Genomic DNA, 20,518 nt, shown 5'->3' with positions numbered 1-20,518 from the left:
GACGCCGTTCGGATCGGCGACGATGAAGTGCCGCTGCCCGAACGGCTCGTCCCGCAGCTCCAGCTCCGGCGTCATCCCACCGTCGACGACGACTCGCTTCCACTCGGCGTCGACGTCGTCGACCTCGATGTTCACCAGGAGCCCCTGGACCGGCCTGCGGTAGGCGCTGGGCAGCGTGGGGTGGTCGTGGGCGATCAGCGCGAGCTCGAACGGGCGGGAGCCGGGCGATCGGAGACTGACGTACCAGTCGGCCTCGAACGTCGTCTCGAAACCCAGGCGGTCGACGTAGAAGTCCCTCGACTGTTCGATCCGGTCCGTGCACAGGACCGGGTACACACTGGCTGGCCGCATGACTCTCCCCGTCGCCCAGAAGACCTGGCGATCATAGCGACGACCGACATGTCCGTGGCGTCCCGTACGGGCGATCTCGACACCGGACCGTGTACGGCTCCCGACGCACGCTCAGGCCGCGACCGGGCTCGTCGACGTCCACCAGACGCGGTTGCGCCTGTACCACTCGACGGTGCGCCGCAGCCCGTCGTCGAACTCGACCTGCGGCCGGTACCCGAACTCGGCACGGATCTTCGACCAGTCGACGCAGTAGCGGCGGTCGTGCCCCTTGCGGTCGGCGACCCGTTCCACCATCGCCTCCGACACACCCACCAGTCCGAGCAGCCGGCGTGTGAGCTCGATGTTGCTGAGCTCGGTCCCGCCGCCGATGTTGTAGACCTCCCCGGAGCGGCCACCGACCGCCACCATGGCGATGGCCCGGCAGTGGTCGTCGACGTGGAGCCAGTCGCGCACGTTGCGGCCGTCCCCGTAGAGCGGCACCGGGCGACCGTCGAGGAGGTGGGAGACGAACAGCGGAACGAGCTTCTCCGGGTACTGGTGCGGCCCGTAGTTGTTCGAGCAGCGGGTGACGCAGACCGGCAGCCCGTGCGTCCGGTGGTAGGCCAGGGCCAACAGGTCCGAGGCGGCCTTCGACGCCGAGTACGGCGAGTTCGGCTCGAGCGGGTCGGTCTCGACCGACGCACCCGTCTCCACCGACCCGCACACCTCGTCGGTGGAGACGTGCACGAACCGCTCGACGCGAACCTCCAGCGCGGTCTGGAGCAGCACCTGGGTCCCGACGACGTTGGTCGAGACGAACTCGGAGGCTCCCTCGATCGACCGGTCCACGTGCGACTCGGCCGCGCAGTGGACCACCACGTCGACGCCGCTCATCGCCGCGGCGACGGTCCCGGCGTCGCGGATGTCACCCGGCACCACCCGCAGGCGCGGCGAGTCGCGCACCTCGGTCAGGTTGGCGAGGGTGCCCGCGTAGGTGAGCAGGTCGAGGACCACGACCTCGGCTCCGGCGAGCGCCGCGAAGCGGTCGGCGAGGACGGCCCGGACGAAGTTCGAGCCGATGAACCCGGCACCACCGGTAACGAGAATCCGCACGTAGAGGACCTTAGCAGTCGCTCAACCAGACGACCTCGAACCAGATGACCTCGCCGATGGTGAGGTCAGCGACCCAGGTGCCGGCGAGTTCAGCCGGTCGCAGCACTTGATCTTGCTACTAAGACGTCGTTTCAGAAGTTGTCGGCGTGTCAGCGCTGCGCCTGGCCGGACTGTGGTCCATGGTGGACGGGTGGTTCGGCGTAAGCGGCGGTATCCCTCGGACACCAGCGATGCCCAGTGGGCGCTGACCGAGCCGCTGCTCCCTGCGTCGGAGTCGGGTGAACGGCCAGAGAAGCACCCACGTCGTGACCTGGTCGATGCGATCCTCTACGTCGTGCACGCCGGGTGCGCGTGACGGGCTCTACCAGCGGACTTCCCGCCGTGACAGACGGTGTACTGGTACTTCAACCGATGGAACAGCAGAAAGTCACCGAACAGATCCTCCCGATCGTGCGCCGCCAGCTACGCGCCGACGAAGGCCGCGACCCTGAGCCCAGCGCGGGCATCATCGACTCCCAGTCGGTGAAGGGCGCCGACACCGTCGGACGAGACATGCGCAGCTCCGACGCCGGGAAGAAGATCAACGGCCGGGAACGGTTCATCGTCACCGACACCCTCGCCCCCTGTTGCTGACCTCGATGGTGTGCTCGGCATCGGTGGCAGGACCGCGACGGCGGCCAAGTCGATCCTGCTCGACCTGTATCTGCGTACCCGAGTCCGGTTCGTCTACGCCGACGCCGGGTTCGCCGGGCGCCTGCTCGACTGGGCGACCACGATCCTGCAGACGACGGTCGAGGTCGTGCGTAAGTCGCCTGAGCAGCGTGGATTCGCCGTCCTCCCGCGGCGATGGGTGGTCGAGCGGACCCTGGCCTGGCTGACCGCCCACCGGCGACTGGCCCGGGACTACGAACGCCACCCCGCCATCTCCGAGGCCATGATCCGCTGGGCCGCGATCAACACCATCACCCGCCGCATCGCCCGCGGCGAACCCACCCGACGCCAGCAGAAGCACATCTTCACACCCTCAATTTGACCTTCCCAAACACGCTGTCAGGTAAGGTAATTGTTCTACGGCAACCGAATCGCCCTGAAACTGACAGAGACGATCACCGCCCACACCTATCCAAACAGCTCACGGATAGCACCCGCGGATTGCGGATTATCGGGGCACTGAAATACTCCGTGCGGGCAATAGTCAGTGAGCGTGCTATAGACTGCGTCCTGTCGACGTATCCAGTATACCATCTCGCGAACAAACTGTGGGTTGTCGCCACGGCGCCATAGTCCCCATTCAGGATACGATACAGGCTTACCGTGAGCGCGTGCGAAGTTTATATGTGCGCGCAGCCCCAGCGGCTGCTCAACGTAAGCGACGAACGACTCACCGGGCGCTTGATCGTAACTGTCCATACCGATGATGTCGACGACATCGTCTCCAGGATAACACTCCGGCCAATTAACGTTGTCATTCCCGCGACTGACTGTGAAATCGAAACGGAAGTTCTGACCAGGCACTGAACGCATTGCTGCCACTACACTACGGAAGTAGCCGCGCCAGGCTCGCGGGTCGGGCCCACAACGGTGAGAGTAGGTATCTCCGTTCATCTCCCAACCTGGGACGATCACTACTGAACCCAATCCCTTAGCTACCAACTTCCGAGCGAGTGTCACGTAGTGCCGATCGAACTTTCCTGACGCGCCTGCCCGTAAGAGAGTCACCACCTCCGAATCGGGTACCCGGTCCTCGTTTCGTTCGGCCATCGGCACGTTCAATACTAGCAGGTCGTTCGGGCGCTCCCGCTGCCAACTCGCCCATGGGTCAAGGATATAGCTCTCCCCCTCGATTGTCTCCCAACTTACACCAGGTAGATAAGTATGGGCAACTTCGGTTCGGGTGCCCAGCCATAACTCAAACTTCCCCATCCAGATTGGCCCCTCCGCCCCCGAACCATGAAACGCGCCAAACAGTTGACGGCGCTCAATCCGGTGTGATCGCTCACTACTTAGGCTATTGCCGCCTATGTGCCACGTGTGGATACTCTGAATTCCAGCGACGGCAAGTAGAATCACGACGAGGGTGAGCTTGATGAGCATCGGTGTCCAGAGTTTAATGAAAGGTCTACGGCACATGGGAGCTGTCGATCTCGTCTACTTGAGCGTCAAGCCCGCCGCTGTGTCGAGGAAGGACCGGATCGGATTCCGCCACCCGCGCGCAGGTGTTGACCGAGGTGCTCTTCCTGTAGGAATCTCGTGCAGAGCGCGGCGCAATAGCGACCACCGGCGATGTATTTCTGATGCAACGTACCTTCGGGGAAGAACTCTGATCCTCTTACAGATTTTGATGGCGGGCGGGACTGTTGGCAGCGTCGGCAACGAGGTGGACTCTCTGTAGGTTCAGAACAGCGAATACGTAGTTTAAGGCGGCTGCAGTCGCCGCTGTCGGATGGCCGCAGCCCCGTCGGCCGTACGATTTTGGAGTCATTCATCAGCTCATGAACGAAACGCAAGCCACTGCGCTCCAACGCGCGAATGCAAGTGAGCATTCCACTGACCCCTCTCGTGCTCGTCTCCTGTGGACTCGAAGCAGGGAGTCTCAGAACGCACGGTTGAACGCAATCTGAACCCTACTGACTCCACGAATGCTCACCCGGCTGGGCGGCGTGGAGTGAGATCCGAGAGCAGATCCCCGGCATTCGATATGGTAAAATCCGCATCAAGAGAGTCGAAGGATACAGGTCGAATCGAGGCCTCGCGGGGAGTATCCATAGCAGGTCGATCGGCTGAGTAGGTACTTACCCTGTAAGCAGGCAGCGGGTGTATCATGGCAGCCCAGAAAATCCACGGCAATTAGGAAGAGGAAGGATCTCCACCGTGACGCTCATCGAGATGCTGCTACGCCTAGGACTGGGCGTCGGCTGCGGCGCGCTAATCGGTATCGAACGCCAGTTCCGAGCCCGTATGGCGGGACTGCGTACCAATGCCTTGGTATCCACCGGCGCTACACTGTTCGTGGTGCTCTCAGCGCAGGGTTTCACCGGGGAGACCGCCGATCCCACGAGGGTCGCCGCGCAGATCGTGTCAGGGATCGGATTCCTCGGTGGTGGCGTCATCCTTCGCGAAGGGTTGACCGTCCGTGGTCTGAACACCGCTGCCACCCTGTGGTGCTCTGCCGCAGTCGGTTCGCTTGCCGGAGCCGGCCTCCACCTCATGGCAGTCGTCGGCTCCCTCACCATCGTTACCATCCACCTGGTGCTACGCCCCGTAGGACGGGCACTGGACCGGCATCCTACCTCAAGCGACGAAGCTCCCGTAGCCTACACGTTCCTTGCCGTAACACGAGACGACGATGAGGCGCGCGTCCGGAATCTGCTCGTACAATCACTGTCGCGCACCGACTTCGCACTGCAGTCGGTCGAGAGCACCAACGCCCACTCCGACGGGCTGGTGGAAGTACGGGCAGCGCTCTCTGCCGAACATCGCGACGACAAACAGATGGAATCTGCGGTAAGTCGCCTGTCATTGGAGCCGTCCGTGAGCAGCGTCCGCTGGCAGGTCCACACATACGGCCCCGACGATGAAGAGGACCAATGAAGAACCCAGAGCAGCGGCCACGAGAGGGCGAGCCCTCTCGCAAAGACAGTCGAGGGCTCGCACGCCGACCTCCTGCCTAGCTGTGATGCCCAGCCAGGTTGTTCAACCTGGTGATGGGTGTGGCCTTTCCGATTGCCGAGTGGGGCCTGTGGTGGTTGTAGTCGTGGACCCATGCTGGCAGAGCCGCGAGTCGGGCTGACTCGGAGTTGTAGAGCTTCTTGAAGGCCCAGCCCTCGGCCAGGGTCCTGTGGAAGCGCTCGATCTTCCCGTTCGTCTGCGGCCGGTAGGGCCGTGTCTTTTTCGGGGTGATGCCCAGCTCGGCACAGGTGTCGCGCCAGAGATGAGACTTGTAGCAGCCGCCGTTGTCGCTGAGCACGCGTTTGACCGTGACACCGCGGCAGGCGAACCAGGCGACCGCGTTACGCAGGACCGCGGCCGCGGTCTGCTTGGTCTCGTCCTCGTGTGCTTCGACATAGGCGACTCGAGAGTGATCGTCGATGACGGTGTGCAGGTAGCAGGTGCCCAGCAGAGGCTGGTGGTACCGACTCCTGGGCAGACCGGTTCGTGTCGAGGTCACCGCACGGTTCTTCTCGCCTTGTCGACGACCGACGTAGCGCCATCCGCCTCCGTCGGGGACCTTGCCGAGCTTCTTGACATCGACGTGGATCAAGTCGCCGGGCGCCTCGTGCTCGTAGCGGCGGATCGGCTCGCCAGTAGCCCGGTCGATGTGGGTGAGCCGGTTGATGCGACAGCGCACGAGCACGGCGTGCACGGTCGAGGACGCCATGTCGAGCCGGTCGCCGATCTCGACCGGTCCCAGGCGCTGCTTCCAGCGCAGGTGCACGATCTTGCGGACCACCGGCGCCGGCGTGCGGTTCGGCTGGTGACGGGGGGCCGAGGACCGGTCGTGCATCCCGGCCGGGCCTTCATCGCGGTAGCGCTGGGCCCACTTGTTCGCAGTCCGCCACGAGACGTCGTAGCGCTCGGCGGCGCGGGCCACAGACCAGCCTAGATCGACGACCAAGCGAGCGAGTCGGAGTCGGGCACGACAGGTGAGCGCGGCATTGGAGTGGGTAGCGTGGGACACGAAGGCCTCCTGGGTGCGGAGCGGTTCCTCGACAGCTCCACTCCACACCCGGGAGGCCTTCGCCCATCTACAGATCAGACCGTGTCGTCACACGATCTCGACCAACGTGCCTGGGCATCACAGCTAGCTGGCCGCTTGTCCACCCCGTCCTGAGCGGACTTGCGGACCATGCCGGAGCCGGTGTCGGAGAACCAGCCCAGCGGCGTGGCCGAGCCGGTCGGCTCTCACGACGTCGGTGATCGCCGGCGCGCAAAGCGTTGCGACCGGAGTCGTACCCATCGAGCCCGCCTGGCAGGGCGATGCGTCGGCAGTGAGTGCCTCGTGGTGTGCACAAGTACGACGGCGACGGCACACACCGTCATTCCCCCTATGAGGGTCGATTCGATCGGGTCGCCGAACATTAGCCACGCCCAGAGTGCGGTGGTCGGCGGGGTCAGGTAGATCAGGCTGCTCAGCCGGGTCAGTCCAGAACGGCGCAGGAGCAGCCAATAGAACCCGTAGGCGCCCACGGTGCCGAAGCCGATGAACCAGGCGAGAACCACAGTGAAGATGCCGAGCGATCCGGGCGGAGGTAGGAGTTCGGCTCCGATGAGGGCGGGGGCGGCGAACACGGCGGCGCTTGCGGCACTCTGGATTGTCAGCGCCTCGAGCAGTGGCGTGCCGCCCGCGCTGGTGGTGCGCTCGACGAGACTGGCCGCGACCAGCGCGAGCATACCGGCGAGTGGTAGCGCGTAGGCCCACCCCGGCGTGGTGCCAGATCCCAGTTCGGTGCCGACCACGATGATGACTCCGAGCAAGCCGAGTGTCAGCCCGAGCCACTGGCGCGGTCCGACGCGCTCTCCGAGGACCAGTCCGGCCGCCGCTCCGGCGACGATGGGTTGCAGCGCCGCGACCAATGCTGCAGTGCCCGCACCGACGCCGGCTACGACTGCTCCGACGTTGGCCCAGATGAAGACTGCCTGGCCGAGCAGCCCAACCACCGCCTGAGCCCTGATCTCCCGCCATTCGAGCTGCCGTGGTGGAGGGCCGTCCGGCCGTCGACGTCGTACCGATCGCACGAACCACACCGCGGCCGCCAGCACGAGCGAGACCACCGCGAAGCGCCACAGCATCACCGTGACCACCGGAACGTTGTGCCCGCTGAGACGGCCGCCGATGAATCCGGAACTCCACATGAGCACGAACCCGGCCGAGAGTGCAGCGGTCGCCCGGACCGTGCCCGGGGCGGTGCGTCCCACGGTGGTCACCGGGCGCCCGACGATCCGCTGGTCGCCGAGTAAGGGAGTGAATGCGGGGAGACCATCGACGACCACCTTCAGACTAGACTGACCTGTATGGTTACCTCAGACTATACAGATCTGTTTAGTTCGGGGATGACGCCGGCGGCGACCCGGGTCCTCGAGGTGGCATCCAAGCTGTTCTACGAACGGGGAATCCATGCCGTTGGTGTCGACACCATCGCCGAGGTGTCCGGCGTCACCAAGAAAACGATCTACGATCGGTTCCGGTCCAAGGACATGTTGGTCGCGGTGTATCTGCATCGACGCGATCTCCTTTACCGCCGGTGGCAGCAGGAATGGGCCGCCGGACATCCCCTAGACCCGCCGCTGCTGGGAACCTTCGACGCCATGGCCGCCTGGATGCGCGAACATGGACCACGCGGCTGCGCGTTCGTCCGGGCCGCCGGCGAGCTGCCCGACCCCGACCATCCCGCTCACCGCATCGCCCGCGAACACAAGAGCTGGTTCCGCGACTACCTGCGGGATTTAGCTGTCGCTGCCGGGCATCCGCGGCCCGCTGACATCGCCTCCGAGCTGTTGACCTTGCACGAGGGGGCTACGGTGCTCTACTCCGTCGGCGCCGACCCCGCTGCCGTGATCACCGCGAGGCGGGCAGCGGCTCTGCTCGCCGGTTCGCAGCGCTGACAGACCCCGGTACCGCGTTTTCGTGGATCGGTAGTGGTTCGGAACATCCGCGGGAGTTGATCGCGAGGCCGCCAGTCGTCGAGGGCGGCACTCGGCCGTCCGGATCGTCGGCGCGGCCGGGCGCGTGAGCTCGTCGACGTCGACCGGCTCTGAGCTGCCGCGGTGCGGCGTGCAGATCGACTGCGGTCACCGGCACAGACTCCAGTCCGCGTGCTGTGTTGTTGAGGTGTCGTGTCGGCGTTCTGATGTGGAACCGGTGGATCCTCTTGGCGAGGGCAGCGATGATCGATTGGGCCTCGAGTTTGGCGAGTGCCTGGCCGGCGCAGGCGTGGGTCCCGTAGCCGAAGCTCAGGTGGTCGGTGGGGTTGCGGCCGACGTCGAACCGGTCGGGGTCGGCGTAGTGCCTCTCGTCGCGGTTGCCGGAGCCGTAGAGCACGAGCACCTGGGCCCCGGCCTCGATGGTGACTCCGTCCTCGAGCTCGACGTCTCGTGTGGTCTTGCGGCCGAACACCTGGACGGGGGCGTCGTAGCGCAGTACCTCGTTGAGCGCGCCGGGGATCAGGACTGGATCGGCGCAGACGGTCCCACTGGTCGGGGTGGGTGGCGAACAGGAGCACGGCGTTGCCGATCGCGGTGATCGTGGTGTTCGCTACTCGGAAGCTGCGGTCATCGATTGATGCCATCAGCTGGTTGCGAGCGGCGAACCGGGCGGGGTCGTTGTTCAGCGAGTGCCGCAGCATCTCCTCGAACTCCGGGGGCCGTTCCTGGGTGCTCTTGCGCAGCACCGCGGCGCGGAGCTGACGGCCGGCCTCGCGGTCGCGGAGTTCGGCGATGTAGGCGAACGCGCGGTGCACGTGGACCGCCTCGCCCAGGCGCGAGCTACAGATCCCGGTCAGCCGAGGACGCCGCTCGCGGTCAGCAGATCGACCACGACCCGGCCGACCGTCGAGACGCCTGCCAGCGTCGTGATCGCGGTAACGAGCCGTGCCCCGGCCGACGCTCGTGCGGGCTCGTCGTCGCTGTCTGCCGATTCCCGAGCAACCTGCACCGCGCTCTCGATCTCGGCACGGTTCTGCACCCGGGGGTAGAGCGGCAGCACCTCGTCGATCGCGTCCGCCGCGATGCGCAGCCGCTCGGGGTCGTTCGTGATCTCGATCCGGTTCGCCTGCGCGACGTCCCGGCCGGTGCCAACGACGTTCACGCCGTCGCGTGCGTGCACGGTCACCGTGGTCGTCGTCCCGACCGGTCCACGCCGTGCTGCGAGGAACGCTGCGAGGTCGCCGCCTTCCTCGGCACACTCGCGCCCCGGCGGCAGCAGCCGAACAGTCTGATCGAGCGGGCCCGCGAACCCACCGTCGATCTTGATCATCTCGTGCGACTCGGCCCGCTCGATCGCGTGGATCAATTGGTCCTCGGTGACGGGCTGTCCGTCGACCTCTGGCGCGGTGTCGAGGTAGCGCCGGGGGTGCGAGAACGTCCTCGGTCCGGAGTCCTCGCGCAGCAGCCACAGCAGGAAGCCCTTGACGACGTCGTTCGTGCTCATGGTGGTTCCTCTCGGACGAGCGGATCGGACCCGGCCGCCGGGGCGAGGGGAGCACTCGCCTGTGACCAGCGACGGGACGGCTCGCCACCCGTTCGAGGGTCCGCGCCTCACCCCCTGTTGCGGGGGGCAGACCCGCCGAAGCGCGGCAAATGGCGGGCAGAGGGCGACGAATCACCCAAGCGGCACCTCATGCTCGCAAACCGCCGCGCCAAGCGGGCACTACCGTCCGACGATGGGTTACTCCCCGCCGTTCGAGCGGCTGCACGCGATGACCGATGACGAACTGCGCCGGACGTACGACGGCGCAGCCGAGAACACGGTCGTCGGGACCGGGTTCTACCTCGACGAGTTGAACCGACGGGCGTTCGCGCGCGCAGGCGAATCCGCGCAGCGGCTCGCGCGGATCAACGCGGCGGTCGCGATCCTGGCCGTGGTCATCGCGATCGTCGCCATCGCGGTCCCCCTGCTCGCGCAGCCGCCCGAGGTGCAGCCCTGCACCGTGCTCGTCGGGACCGAGCATCGTCCCGCGTTGTGCCTCGTAGGGCCGTTCGCTCGTCCCAGCCGTTGAACCGCGCCAGTAGTGGTCGGTCACCTGAGATGGCAGAACACCTTTACGCGCCTTCCGGCGGCGGGTCAGCGGCGTAACTGAACTGCGCAAGGTCAGACCCGGCAGGTCGGAGTCGCACGTCGTAGTGATCATCGTGCTTGCAGCGGGTGTCGAAGTCCGGTTGCGCGGAGGCGATGTCGGTCTGACGAAACCCTGGGAGCTCCAGCGTCCTGTCGGCGAGGTCGATGGTTAATGGGTCGAGAAGGCGGACAGCGAATCGTTCATCAGGAGCGACGTCGACACCGGGGTGCATGTGCACGGGACCAAGGTCGTTCCAGGTGATGGTGAGGATCTCGCCGCGCAGCAGGCGGGCGGTGTCGAGGATCGAGACGCGCTGGTCCGTGGTGACCGTACTGAGGTCGGGGACGAGTATCTGTTCGGTGGTGAATTCCTGGATCGTGGCCAGGCCCTCGATCAGGGCGCGCAGCAGCAGCGCGCCCGGTTCGACCATGGTCGGGTTGGGGATCGCGCTGAACGGGCTGGCTCCCGGGCCGTAGGCCGGCCGGAAGCGGAAGCTGTTCGGGTGGACGAAGCTGGTGACGAAGCGCAGGCCCTCCAGCAGGTCGTGCGGTCGGCGTCCGGCGAGGTCACCGGGCCGGATCTCGACCTTGCTCATGCGGGTCGAAAGGTCCGTGCGCATCTCGATCGTGAATGCCCCTTCGTGGTCCTCGCCGGAGCGGTACACCCCGAGTACGCCACCGGTGAGCGGCTGCATGTCCACGAGCGGCTCGGCCAAGACTTGGCCATCGGGGTCCGCGACGGCGATGTAGAGCTGTTGCTCGGCGCCGGGTTCTGATGCGGGGGTGATCTGGCCTGACGCGCCTTCCATGACACCGCCCAGACCGCCCGGCAGGTCGACGTCGACGGTGAGCGCCCCCTGCGGGATCTGGAACGGGCGCCCGTACTGGTGGAACAGCTCAAGGTCGCGGGCGAGGTCGTCGTCGCCGGTGGGATCGACCACGAAGGAACCGGGGATCGGGCGCTCGTAGACCGACATCCGGCAGCGGGCGTACACCTTGATCGTCACGACGGTGCCGTCATCGGCTCCCCGCCCCGGAGTGCCGCGCTGCACCGCCGCAACGAGCAGGGGCTCGTCGCGGTCCAGCGGCGGCGGTGACCCGCTGACCGCCAGGTCGTAGCGGTAGTGCGGGTCGTCGCGGTTGAGCAGATCATGCAGTCCGATGAGGCCGTCGATGGTGTCTGCCGGCGCGAGCGGTGCGGGCTCGGTGGCCTCGGCCTCAGCCTCGGTGGGACGTCGTGCTGCTCGCTGTGCGAGCAGTAGCGCTGAGGCCATACTCGTCATCGCCCCGCTGAGCCGCTCCCGGCCGCCGTGCAGGTAGTAGTCGATCACCTCCGGGTAGCGGGCGGCGAGCACGTCGAGGTGGTCACGGCCCCGCCAGTGACATGTGAACGGCTGTGTTGCGACGAGCTCCTCGAACCACGTCCGGGTCTCGTTGGTGGGCAGCATCGGCAGGGCCAGGTACCAGTCGACGACCTCAAGGCCGGTCTCGGCACAGTAGGTTCGCAGCCGTTCCAGGGAGCCGCGGATCTGGCGCTTCTGTGAGTTCGACAGCTGCGTGTGTCCGTTGCCGGTGAACGACTTCACCTGGTAGATCTCGACCTTTCCTGGGTGACCCGAGACGGGTACGAGGATGTCGATCCCGCCGTCTCCGCGAGAGGGCTTGATCCGCATCGCCTCTGGGTTCTCCCGGCACAGCATGAACCCGACGACCGTCTCGACCGCCTCGCCCGACAAGACCGACCACTCCACCGGCGCCATCGCACACCCCTCTATCGGTGACCTACTGGTCGTCGCCCTGGACCAGGGTCAGCGTCGGTCGGCTGTCAGCCATCCCCAGACGCGACCGGACCAGCTCCGGCTTCCACGCCAGTTCGTCTGCGAGGTCCGGCACGGTGAGCCCGTGCTGCTCGGCCAGGTCGAACGCGCTGCGCAGCAGCGTCGGGACCTCGCCGGGGTAAGCGGTGACGGGCTCGGGCCTGAGGAGGCCCACATTCTTCAGCTGCTGAATCCGCTGGTACGCGCGACGGGCGGTGACCTCGGTGATGGCCCCGAGCTCCCGCGAGCGTCGGACGAGGGAGTCGACGCCCACACCCCATCGCCGTGCGATCGGTTCAAGCAGCGGGACCCGCAGCCGGCCGGGTAGCTCGGCGTCGATCTCCGCGGCCGGGGTCAGGAACTCGGCGGCGAAGCGGTCGGCCTGCTTCTCCTGCTCGATGTCGCCGGGCCTTGCCTCGGTGTGCAGCAAGAGGTGGCCGAGTTCATGGGCGGCGGTGAAGCGATGCCGGTAGACGTCGTCGGCGCGGTCCGGGGTCAGCACGACTAGCGGGCGGGGCGTGCGTGAGGTGGAGAACGCGTCCACGCGGGCGATCTCATCGGTGCGGGCGAAGGGCAGCAGCGTGACCAGCAGGCCGTGGCTCTCCATGGTGCGGACCAGATGGCGGACCGGGCCCGGCCCGATCCCCCAGTGGTCGCGGAGCCGGCTCGCTGCGGCCTCCGGTGAGATCTCCCCGTCGGACGGGTCTTCGAGGTCGGGGAGGTCGACCGCCGGCAGTTCGACGCGCAGTTCCAGCGCATGCGCGAGCTCCCAGAGCTGTTCGGCGAACGCGATCGCCCGCGTCCGCTGCCCGACCCGGGTGCTGCGCAGGCTGCGGAAGTGCGCCGTGGACGCGTCCAAGCGGGTGTTCGGGCGGCCGGCGGCGAAGTAGGTGACGGGGACGCCGAGCAGTCGCGCCATCGTGTCGAGCAGATCCGGCCGGGGAGTGATGATGCCGGCCTCATACTGGCCGACCGCGGCCGCCGAGACGCTCAAACCGTGCGCGAGGGTCTGCTTGTTCATGTCGGCCAGCACGCGGGCCTGGGTCAGCCGGGCCGGGTCGAAGGCGTCGGCGACCCCTTCGGCGATGGAGGTCTCGAACAGGGAGGACTGCCCGGATCCGCCGGTGAAGCGAGGACCTCGCGGGCCCCGCCCCGAACGTCCACTCATGGCGTGTCGGACTTCGGGTTCGGGCGCGCACGCAGGGTGTGCCGGGCCACCGGCCCGCTGTTGAACGCGTCCTCGTCGAGAGCCGCCGGTCGCTGCGACGGGATTGTGCGCGACGTCGAGGTGGGTGCGCCGGACAGCGGGAGCTCACGGCGGAACTTCCAGTCCAGGCGATCGTCATCGGCGAGCTCGGCGTACCCGAAGTAGGCCTGCAGCAGCGCGCTGGGGTTGCTGGCATAGGCCAGGACCGCGACCCGGTTCCCAGCGCCGGCGATCTCACGGATCTCCGCGCAGTACTGCTTGATCCTGTCCTGCTCGGCGGTGGGCAGCTCCGCGACGATCTGCTGCCCGAGTCCCTGCTCCTCGAAACCGAGGGTCAGCTGCCCGCGATCGGCGCCGGGGGTGAACACGGCCCGCCGAGTGTCCGACACCGGGCTGCCGAACGCGACCTTATCGACGTTGGTGGTACTGCGCTTGCCGTACCGCCACGCGATCAGCGGGATACCGTTGATCACGGGAACTCGATACCGGGCCCGGTAGAGCTTGACCAGCCGGATGCCCTCGACGTCGTCGAGCTCGCTGGCCAGCAGCTCGGGAAGCTTGAGCCAGATCGGCCCGTAGGCGTCCTCACTCGGCAGACCCAGTCCGATGTGGTGGGTGGCCGCGGCGTCGTGGGCTTCGGCCAACAGCCGCGGCACCACCGCGCGGACGTACGGGCCGACCTCGCCAAGCACCTCGAGCGACCATGCGATCTCTTTAGTATCGCCCACGGCTCCACCTCTCACGGTTCATCAGGCGGGTTCAACATAGCACTATCGCTTTAGTCAGCTCGTCGGACGACACTCATGTCTCTTTGGTGTGCGCGCAGCACGGCTATCGGACGAGCTGGGTGGCGGCATTGTCCTGCCGCCCCGCTAACCCGCCGCCCCGCTGACGGTGGTTAGCGGCCGCGCCTTCCCAGCCCAGCTTCATCAAGCACCACTCGACCGACGACCCTCGACTGAGCTCTTCGATGACGGTGCGACGGCCGAGGCGGCGGGTCAGATCGTGCGGCCGGAACCCGACGGCGACCAGGCGACCGACGACGTCCGGGCGGGCCGGGTCGGCGCCCGCGTTCCACCACTCGAGGGCGAGATCCAGGTCCGAGCCGCACAGATCGGTCCACGCGCCGACGAGGAGGTCCGGGGTGTGTGGCGCGACCGGTACCTGCCGAGCATGGCGCAGGTCAACAACGGTGACCGGGACTGGGCCTACCTCGACACGCTGCACCGCGAGTCGCTCGACGAGCTACTGGCGACCCACGACGTGGGAGATGAGCTCGGCGACGCCGCCCGTGAGGAGCTCGTGGCGGCGTGGCATCACCTACCGCCCTGGCCGGACAGCGCCGAGACCATCGAGCGGCTGCGCACCAGGTTCCGGGTCGTCGCCCTGTCCAACGGCGGGTTCGCGCTGCTCGTGGCGTTGGTCAAGGCGGCCGGGCTCCGGTTCGACGCGATCCTGTCGGCCGAACTGGCCCGCGCCTACAAGCCGGCCCCGGGCCCGTACCGGACCGCCGCGGAGTTGATGGACGTTTCGCCGCATCAGGTGCTGATGGTCGCCGCCCACGGATGGGACATCGACGGAGCCCGTGCCGCGGGGCTGCGCACCGCGTTCCTCGCACGCCCGGGAGAGAAGGGGCCGCACCGACCGACACGGCGGGCTCGACCCTGAGTGACCTCGCCGCCAGCGACGGCGCGGACCTGGTTCAGCAACTCGGCTGCTGATTTCCCACCGCGTCGTCGACCCCCGGATTCCAGGCGAGCTGCGCGACGGGCGTTGTTCCCGAGGACATCGGCGACGCGCCCGCAGGTGGAGATGGAGTCCGGCCAGCGTGGTGCTAGCGTCCAGGCTCGGCGACACTGCGACGCCTGAATCCCTGCCGTACTGACCCACGCGACGCGCGGCACTCAACTGGGACAAGGTCCTCCGGGCCCGCAGCCGTCGTCGGACTTCGCTCGGCGCGCGCGTGGGGTTCGCCGGTGAGGACGCCTTATGCCCAGCAACCACCGCCGCAAGAGGGACACGCGTCGCCGCGCAGCCCGCCACGGGGAGCGCTACACCCGCGCACATCGCGTCAGCAGCCTGGCCGGGGCACCAGGGGACCTGCCGACCGGACCGGCCGAGGAACTCGACGCCACGGAATGGCAGCGTGACCTCTATCGGATCCGGGCCCTGCAGCAGGTGGTGGAGGGCCGCGGGTGGGTGAGGGCGTCGTACGCGCTCGAGGACTTCGACGATGACGGACACGCCACCACCGTGGACGTGTGCTGGGACTACCCGGCCGCCGTCGCCGCGCCGCCCGCCGTCCGTGATCAGCTTCCGCCTGACCTGCGCGAGGACGACCCGTGCGATCCCGAGTGCAGCGTGCAGTGGACCCCGGAGCTCGGGCTGGTGGCGCGGATCCGGACCGCCGGCAACTGGGGCGGCTGCGGTCTGCACCGAACCGACGTCCATACCGTGCCCCTCGACGGTTCCGCCGCGCTTCGGCTGGCGCGGCTGCTCGCCGCGGTGGAGCGCGCGGCCCGAGCGACCGATCCCGGCCCGTTGGTGGACTGCACGCTGCGAGGCGCCTGCGGCCAGCGGGCTGCGGAGCGCTCCGCCCATCGCGAACGGATCGACTCCTGGACGGGAGCGCTGGTCGAGGCGGCGCGGAACTTCTCCCCCGAGACGATGGCCGAGCTCTCGGCGTGGGAGGACGAGCACCTGGGCCGCACCGTCGGCCCCGACGGTGACACTGTCGGGACCAGCGACTGGCCGGGGTGGATTCCGCTGGTCGGCCCGCCGCCGTGGCACAGGGATCCCACCGCGGACGCTGCGGATCGTGATCCAGTGCCGGTTCCGGCACCGGACAACGACGGTGTGCCGATCGACCTGCTCCGCCCGGTGCTCGACCAGCAGAGCCTTTCGGCGGGCGCCCAGGGGCTGTGGGCGATGCTGGTGAGCTTCTACTGGTGCTGCGAGGACGACCGCACCGTCACCCAGCTCCACGAGCACGGACCCGACAGCACAACCGAGATCGACATGGTGCTGGGCGAGCTGACCGCGGCCGGGATGGTGACGGTCACCGCGCACGGGGTGGTCTCGATCGATCCGGACCATCTCGGGGTGATCGGTCCGCCGCAGGAGTAGCCGCCGGTGAAGCGCGCCCCCGTGCGGTCGGTGACGGCCGAGAGGATCAGATCGCTCACGCGACGAGGGCCGGCTCCGCTGCTTCGTGCACTCCGGTTGAGCGAGACCCCGAAGAGAGCACTACCAGCGCGCCGATCAGGACCGTCCTGGTTCGCCGGAGCTGTCGGTCTGGATCCGGGGTGCCGCCGCCGCGACGCCGCCGCTCAGGCCGCGTCGGCGTCGTCGTCCGTGACGGTGTTGCTGCCCTCGCCGGGGTCCCGGTCGTTCCCGCCGCGAGCACTGACCTCCCGCAGGATCGCCGAGACCCCGATCAGCACGGGCGCGAGACCGGCCGCGATCCACGGGTTGATCAGCAGCGCGGCCAACAGCATCGCGAGGATCACGACCGCGGTCGCGGCCCGGACGATCAACTGCGTGTTCGTGTTCACGGTTCCGGAGTACCGGCCGTGCTCCGTCGGCAGCAAATCCCGACCATGAGAAAGACGTGTCAAGCATGATTCATGGGAAATCGCGCCGAGCATGGTGGTCGTCGCCTATTCCGCGCTTCTGCAGATTGCACTCATGGCGCGGTCGGATGAAAGGGTGCCACAATTCGCAAGTCGTTGTACAGCTCTCTCAGGCCTTGTACCGCGCCGGTGTGGCCCCTGTTCGGATGTTGCACCCCCGTGTACAGTTTGCGGATCGCTCCGTAGACGTCACGCCAGACCTCGGCGTCGGCTTCCTGCCACGCTTTGCGGTTCGCACCGACCGCGGTCTGCCAGGCCTCGGGACTCTTCAGGTGTTCAGGTGGGCCGTCGAGGATCAGGTCGAGCCGGTTCCGCCGGACGTTCGCGATGGGGCGGTGTCGCCCCGCGCGCCGGGGATTGGATTCGATGACCTGGCGGTAGTTGTTGATCGCGGCCAGGACGCCGGCGGCGTCGGTGGTGCTGATCGACCACCGCCGAAGCCGGTCCACGGCCGCCAGGTAGTCCGCGTCGGGGATCTCGATCCCCGACGGTGTGGTGACCTGCTCGCGTAGGGCGGTCGCCGGCTGGTTGTAGACGGACAGGAAGTCGAGCTCGTGGTCACCGTCGAGCGGGTGGCGCGCGCAGCACAGGTCCTTGATCGTACGAAGCGGTCCTGAACCCAGCACCGCGCTGTACCCGACGATCTGGACGACGCCGATCTCCCACCAGCGTTTGCGGCGGAGCAGCGCATCGCTGGCTGAGCAGGGCCGTCGGGCGCGGTAGCTCGTGACCAGCTCCCGGTAGGGCGCGAGATCTCTGCTCAGCCGTGCACCGCGCGGCAGGGTGTCCGGCAGGATGAGCACCAGGCCGAGGTAGAAGGCCAGTTCCCCCAGCTCGGTCCAGTCGTCGATGGGCAGCCGGATGACCTCGATCGAGCGGGCGATCGCCTGTTCGACGGCCTCGCCGGCCGCATCCTCGGAGTGCACTCCGCGTCCGTGGACGACCCCCCAGGGTCCGACGCCGGGGAAGATCCCGTCGCGGTCAGGACCGTGGGTGGTCATACTGACGAGCGTGTCGGTCCTCACGCGCGGGGAGCAAGACCGGCGGCGCTGTGGATCATGACGGTTCGCGCAGATCATGGTGAACACCGCATCTGGCTTGCACGGCTGAGTCAGTCTGGCACAGCATCGTCGGTGTGAGTTCCGTCGACCGGTACGGTGGTGACCATGCCATGGCGGATCTGATCGACGATCTGGAGTCGGTGGCCTTCCACGCCATTCTAGCGGTCGACAGAGCGCAATCGGCCCTTGCCGCGCAGGGCCGTCTCCTAAGTATGTCAGACCTGCAGATTGCGCGGCCGGCCCCGCGCATTTCTGATCAGTGGTACTCGATCGTCGAGACGAGTGTTCAAACTCGGCGAGCGCCGGTTGGCGCCGTGGATAGCGGCGACGCGACACGTAAGACTCTTCTCGGCTGCGCGGCATTCTTTGCCCGTCAAGGCGACGATCTCGAGCGCGCCCTGAAGGTCGTATGGCTGACCTCTCGGATCACCGACCTCGTCACGCACGCACGCCACGAGAGCGCGTGCGTTACCGATGCATTCCTCTACGCGAGCGAAGCGGACAACCCGGTCGCCGCTCTTGACGAGGTTCTCACCACGTGGGAGCTGTCAGGTGATGGCGAGGTGAGTGCTACCGGCTCATCGGCTGCCCCAGATCCGGTCGACCCTGAAGCACCGTCAGCGGACAGGCTGTGCCAGATGTCCCCTCGGCTGAGGTGGCGACCGACCGTTGCCTGGCTGGATGAGGACCCGTCGGATACCTCACCGCCTCCGCGCAGCGATCGACGCCGATGGTGGGAGCCAGAGTCCGAGCCGCACATCGCTGATTCAGTAAAGGTTCGCGCTCAATTCGTCGAGCTGTCGCGTTTCTTGGGTTCGCAGCCGGTCGAGGAGCCGATGCCCTTTCGTGTCAAGTCAAGTCGACGGCTCCTGGTCGGAAACCTTGAAGAACCCGTAGTTCCCAGGATCCCAGTCTTCATTGATTCGAATCCTGAGGCGTTGGACTCTTCACTTGCTGTGCCTGCCGCGTCGGGGCAGGTTTGGATATGGGCAACCACGGCGTTGAGTTCGGTCCATTATGCGTATGGCTTGTATTTCGTCGACTGTCGCCCGACGCGGTTGGCGCCTGTCGTGAGCTGCGGACCGCGGCATCAGACAATGATTGCTCATCGAGCGCACAGTGCAGGTCGATCGCATCTTCGCGATGGCCGTGTGGGTGACGCTATCCGGTGCTTCAGGGACGCTCTCAACGTGAGTCGTGCTGCGGTCGATGATTTCGGAACTGCTGCTGCCTTGGCGGGAATCGCTCAGACTGCCCGTCGCCTAGGGCAGAATGACGAGGCTGCTCTTGCTGAGAAAGAACTGTGCCTGCTTCTCGGATCCGTGGCTTCGGCCACTCCGCTGGCGGGGGCTGGATTCGACGTTGCAGCCATCTCATCGTCGGACTTCCGGGTGCATGTGGAGGGAGATTCGGGATGTCTGACCGAGTGCTAGTCGGGCGATCGGCTTCGGCGGCATTCCGGTCGTCCTACTACGCCCGCCGGACGCCCAGACCCAGGTAAAGGAGTCGGCCGGGACCAGGACGCATCCCGCGCGCGATCGCGCGAGGATGTCAGCCTGGCTCGGGCCCACCGTGACGGTCTGATGTGACTCCATTGGCCGGCTCGCCGTGAGGAGGTGGAATGACCTCGGGTTCGGCGCGAGTCGGGCCCTTGAGAGCACGGCGCGGGCGCCGTTCCTGATCGCAGCCACCGGCGGCGACATCGTGCCGTACCGCCGTGGCGTCCCGAAGCTGTGTGCGATCGAGCTGGATCACAGGCGGTCGAGCAGTGCTCCAGCAATCAGCGCCGTCGCACGCGCGGCGAGCCGGGCTTCCTCATCGGTCAGCGTCGGCGGGGTGGGGCGACCGTGGCCGGTTCCGGACTCGTTGCGGAGTCGGTTGACCGCACACGCAAGTAGGAAGAGGCACTCCTCCACCTGTCGGTGGGGGTTCTTGTCAAGACCGGGAACCGACGGTGGCACCTTCATTCCCAGCGCGGTGAACGCTCCCGCGAGGGTGACCGGGAAGTTCCCAGACGGCCCCGACTGGGAGTATCCGCCGACCTTCTCGTTCAGGACGTGACGGGCGGTGGCCTCGTCGAGTTCCTTGCCCGATCCGACCTGCAGCGCGCCGTCGTTCGGGTTGAGGTTGATCCGCCGCACATAGCTGGCCAGCGCATCGGAGAGTTCGACTCCGGACAGGTTGTCAATGACCAGTAACCGGAGACTCCCGGACGCGTCGAGGTCATAACCGATTCGCTCGAAGGCGCTGCGCGCGCCGGTGATTCGCGTCTCGCCGGCATAGTCTCCGCTGGTGCTGAGGAACCGGTTGCTCGCCCGCAGCAGAGACACGATGTGTCCTGCGAACTTCAGTCCGGCTGCCGGATCGTGGTCGGTCGCGTAGATCATGACTTCTCTAACTCGCTTGGTTTTGCCGACCGTTTCCGATGTTTCCCGCGGGTCCCCCGGAGTCAGGCCTGCGCGCGCGACGGCATGACGGATCTGGTCGTGCGATGGGCCGACCTGGCCGAGCTCGGGGTCGAAGAATCCGCCGAGCGCTGAGCCCAGCTCTATGAGATCCACCGGTCAAGCACCTGCTTTCCGTGT

The 20,518-nt window shown here is 67.0% G+C and carries 17 protein-coding genes and 2 pseudogenes; 7 read left to right on the top strand and 12 right to left on the bottom strand.

Features of this window, described 5'->3' with window-relative positions:
- Nucleotides 1–351 (bottom strand): annotated as a pseudogene (locus tag KPL60_RS35180) (VOC family protein); the annotation flags it as partial.
- Nucleotides 352–462: 111 nt separating this feature from the next.
- A complete protein-coding gene (rfbB, locus tag KPL60_RS21495; RefSeq protein ID WP_226366995.1) occupies nt 463–1,443 on the bottom strand; it encodes a dTDP-glucose 4,6-dehydratase in 981 nt (326 codons plus the stop codon).
- Nucleotides 1,444–1,555: 112 nt separating this feature from the next.
- On the opposite strand from rfbB, the pseudogene KPL60_RS35175 reads away from it, so the two are divergent.
- Both KPL60_RS35175 and KPL60_RS21475 read left to right on the top strand, forming a co-directional pair.
- A pseudogene (locus tag KPL60_RS35175) lies at nt 1,556–2,501 on the top strand (IS5 family transposase).
- A 1,813-nt stretch (nt 2,502–4,314) separates the two neighbouring features.
- Nucleotides 4,315–5,034 (top strand): MgtC/SapB family protein, encoded by a 720-nt coding sequence (locus KPL60_RS21475; RefSeq protein WP_226366991.1) that lies wholly within the window; start codon nt 4,315–4,317, stop codon nt 5,032–5,034.
- 76 nt (nt 5,035–5,110) lie between these two features.
- On the opposite strand, the gene KPL60_RS21470 is transcribed toward KPL60_RS21475, so the two are convergent.
- Nucleotides 5,111–6,121 (bottom strand): IS481 family transposase, encoded by a 1,011-nt coding sequence (locus tag KPL60_RS21470; RefSeq protein WP_226365102.1) that lies wholly within the window; start codon nt 6,119–6,121, stop codon nt 5,111–5,113.
- 224 nt (nt 6,122–6,345) lie between these two features.
- Nucleotides 6,346–7,368 carry a DMT family transporter gene (locus tag KPL60_RS21465; RefSeq protein WP_226366990.1) on the bottom strand — a complete coding sequence of 341 codons (1,023 nt, stop codon included), beginning with the start codon at nt 7,366–7,368 and terminating at the stop codon, nt 6,346–6,348.
- An 87-nt stretch (nt 7,369–7,455) separates the two neighbouring features.
- Here KPL60_RS21465 and KPL60_RS21460 point away from each other — a divergent pair, with 87 nt between their 5' ends.
- A complete protein-coding gene (locus tag KPL60_RS21460; protein ID WP_226366989.1) occupies nt 7,456–8,046 on the top strand; it encodes a TetR/AcrR family transcriptional regulator in 591 nt (196 codons plus the stop codon).
- On the opposite strand, the gene KPL60_RS21455 is transcribed toward KPL60_RS21460, so the two are convergent.
- The gene (locus KPL60_RS21455) at nt 8,000–8,605 is read right to left on the bottom strand and encodes a cytochrome P450 (protein WP_308016809.1); all 606 of its coding nucleotides are present in this window, start codon (nt 8,603–8,605) and stop codon (nt 8,000–8,002) included. The genes KPL60_RS21460 and KPL60_RS21455 overlap by 47 nt on opposite strands.
- A 333-nt stretch (nt 8,606–8,938) precedes the next feature.
- The gene (locus tag KPL60_RS21450; RefSeq protein ID WP_226366988.1) at nt 8,939–9,589 is read right to left on the bottom strand and encodes a hypothetical protein; all 651 of its coding nucleotides are present in this window, start codon (nt 9,587–9,589) and stop codon (nt 8,939–8,941) included.
- A gap of 232 nt (nt 9,590–9,821) precedes the next feature.
- Here KPL60_RS21450 and KPL60_RS21445 point away from each other — a divergent pair, with 232 nt between their 5' ends.
- Entirely contained in the window at nt 9,822–10,157 is a 336-nt protein-coding gene (locus KPL60_RS21445; protein WP_226366987.1) for a hypothetical protein, read from the top strand.
- Nucleotides 10,158–10,200: 43 nt separating this feature from the next.
- Here the strand turns inward: KPL60_RS21445 and KPL60_RS21440 are convergent, their stop codons facing one another.
- The 3 genes from KPL60_RS21440 to KPL60_RS21430 all read right to left on the bottom strand — a co-directional run bounded on the left by KPL60_RS21440 (nt 10,201) and on the right by KPL60_RS21430 (nt 13,968).
- Nucleotides 10,201–11,976: a hypothetical protein gene (locus KPL60_RS21440; protein WP_226366986.1), complete on the bottom strand. Its 1,776-nt coding sequence runs from the start codon at nt 11,974–11,976 to the stop codon at nt 10,201–10,203.
- A gap of 22 nt (nt 11,977–11,998) precedes the next feature.
- Complete coding sequence (locus tag KPL60_RS21435; RefSeq protein WP_226366985.1) at nt 11,999–13,066, bottom strand: ImmA/IrrE family metallo-endopeptidase; 1,068 nt, start codon at nt 13,064–13,066, stop codon at nt 11,999–12,001.
- Nucleotides 13,067–13,197: 131 nt separating this feature from the next.
- Nucleotides 13,198–13,968, bottom strand: coding sequence for a hypothetical protein (locus tag KPL60_RS21430; RefSeq protein WP_226366984.1), 771 nt, complete (start codon nt 13,966–13,968; stop codon nt 13,198–13,200).
- A gap of 277 nt (nt 13,969–14,245) precedes the next feature.
- Here KPL60_RS21430 and KPL60_RS21425 point away from each other — a divergent pair, with 277 nt between their 5' ends.
- On the top strand, nt 14,246–14,908 hold the full coding sequence (locus KPL60_RS21425) for a haloacid dehalogenase type II (RefSeq protein WP_226366983.1): 663 nt from the start codon (nt 14,246–14,248) through the stop codon (nt 14,906–14,908).
- Between the two features lie 321 nt (nt 14,909–15,229).
- Nucleotides 15,230–16,366: a hypothetical protein gene (locus KPL60_RS21420; protein WP_226366982.1), complete on the top strand. Its 1,137-nt coding sequence runs from the start codon at nt 15,230–15,232 to the stop codon at nt 16,364–16,366.
- Nucleotides 16,367–16,569: 203 nt separating this feature from the next.
- Here KPL60_RS21420 and KPL60_RS21415 read toward each other — a convergent pair whose 3' ends face one another.
- Together KPL60_RS21415 and KPL60_RS21410 are read right to left on the bottom strand one after the other, a co-directional pair.
- Nucleotides 16,570–16,794, bottom strand: a complete 225-nt coding sequence (locus KPL60_RS21415; protein WP_226366981.1) for a hypothetical protein — start codon at nt 16,792–16,794, stop codon at nt 16,570–16,572.
- A 131-nt stretch (nt 16,795–16,925) separates the two neighbouring features.
- Nucleotides 16,926–17,873 carry a hypothetical protein gene (locus tag KPL60_RS21410; RefSeq protein WP_226366980.1) on the bottom strand — a complete coding sequence of 316 codons (948 nt, stop codon included), beginning with the start codon at nt 17,871–17,873 and terminating at the stop codon, nt 16,926–16,928.
- 134 nt (nt 17,874–18,007) lie between these two features.
- Between KPL60_RS21410 and KPL60_RS21405 the strand changes: the two genes are divergently transcribed.
- Nucleotides 18,008–19,366, top strand: coding sequence for a tetratricopeptide repeat protein (locus KPL60_RS21405; RefSeq protein WP_226366979.1), 1,359 nt, complete (start codon nt 18,008–18,010; stop codon nt 19,364–19,366).
- A gap of 318 nt (nt 19,367–19,684) precedes the next feature.
- Here KPL60_RS21405 and KPL60_RS34790 read toward each other — a convergent pair whose 3' ends face one another.
- The gene (locus KPL60_RS34790) at nt 19,685–20,494 is read right to left on the bottom strand and encodes an abortive infection family protein (RefSeq protein WP_226366978.1); all 810 of its coding nucleotides are present in this window, start codon (nt 20,492–20,494) and stop codon (nt 19,685–19,687) included.
- Nucleotides 20,495–20,518 lie beyond the last annotated feature (24 nt).

Origin of the sequence: Pseudonocardia sp. ICBG162 (assembly GCF_020496225.1) — a bacterium.
GTDB lineage: Bacteria > Actinomycetota > Actinomycetes > Mycobacteriales > Pseudonocardiaceae > Pseudonocardia > Pseudonocardia alni.
Note: the sequence above shows the minus strand (reverse complement) of the source record. Positions and strands in the feature narration are given on the sequence as shown.

Bases quoted from the DNA above. Each gene is read 5' to 3' on its own strand.
- KPL60_RS21460 (WP_226366989.1), top strand. From the start codon at position 7,456: ATGGTTACCTCAGACTATACAGATCTGTTTAGTTCGGGGATGACGCCG.
- KPL60_RS21450 (WP_226366988.1), bottom strand. From the start codon at position 9,589: ATGAGCACGAACGACGTCGTCAAGGGCTTCCTGCTGTGGCTGCTGCGC.
- KPL60_RS21445 (WP_226366987.1), top strand. From the start codon at position 9,822: ATGGGTTACTCCCCGCCGTTCGAGCGGCTGCACGCGATGACCGATGAC.
- KPL60_RS21440 (WP_226366986.1), bottom strand. From the start codon at position 11,976: ATGGCGCCGGTGGAGTGGTCGGTCTTGTCGGGCGAGGCGGTCGAGACG.
- KPL60_RS21420 (WP_226366982.1), top strand. From the start codon at position 15,230: ATGCCCAGCAACCACCGCCGCAAGAGGGACACGCGTCGCCGCGCAGCC.
- KPL60_RS21410 (WP_226366980.1), bottom strand. From the start codon at position 17,873: ATGACCACCCACGGTCCTGACCGCGACGGGATCTTCCCCGGCGTCGGA.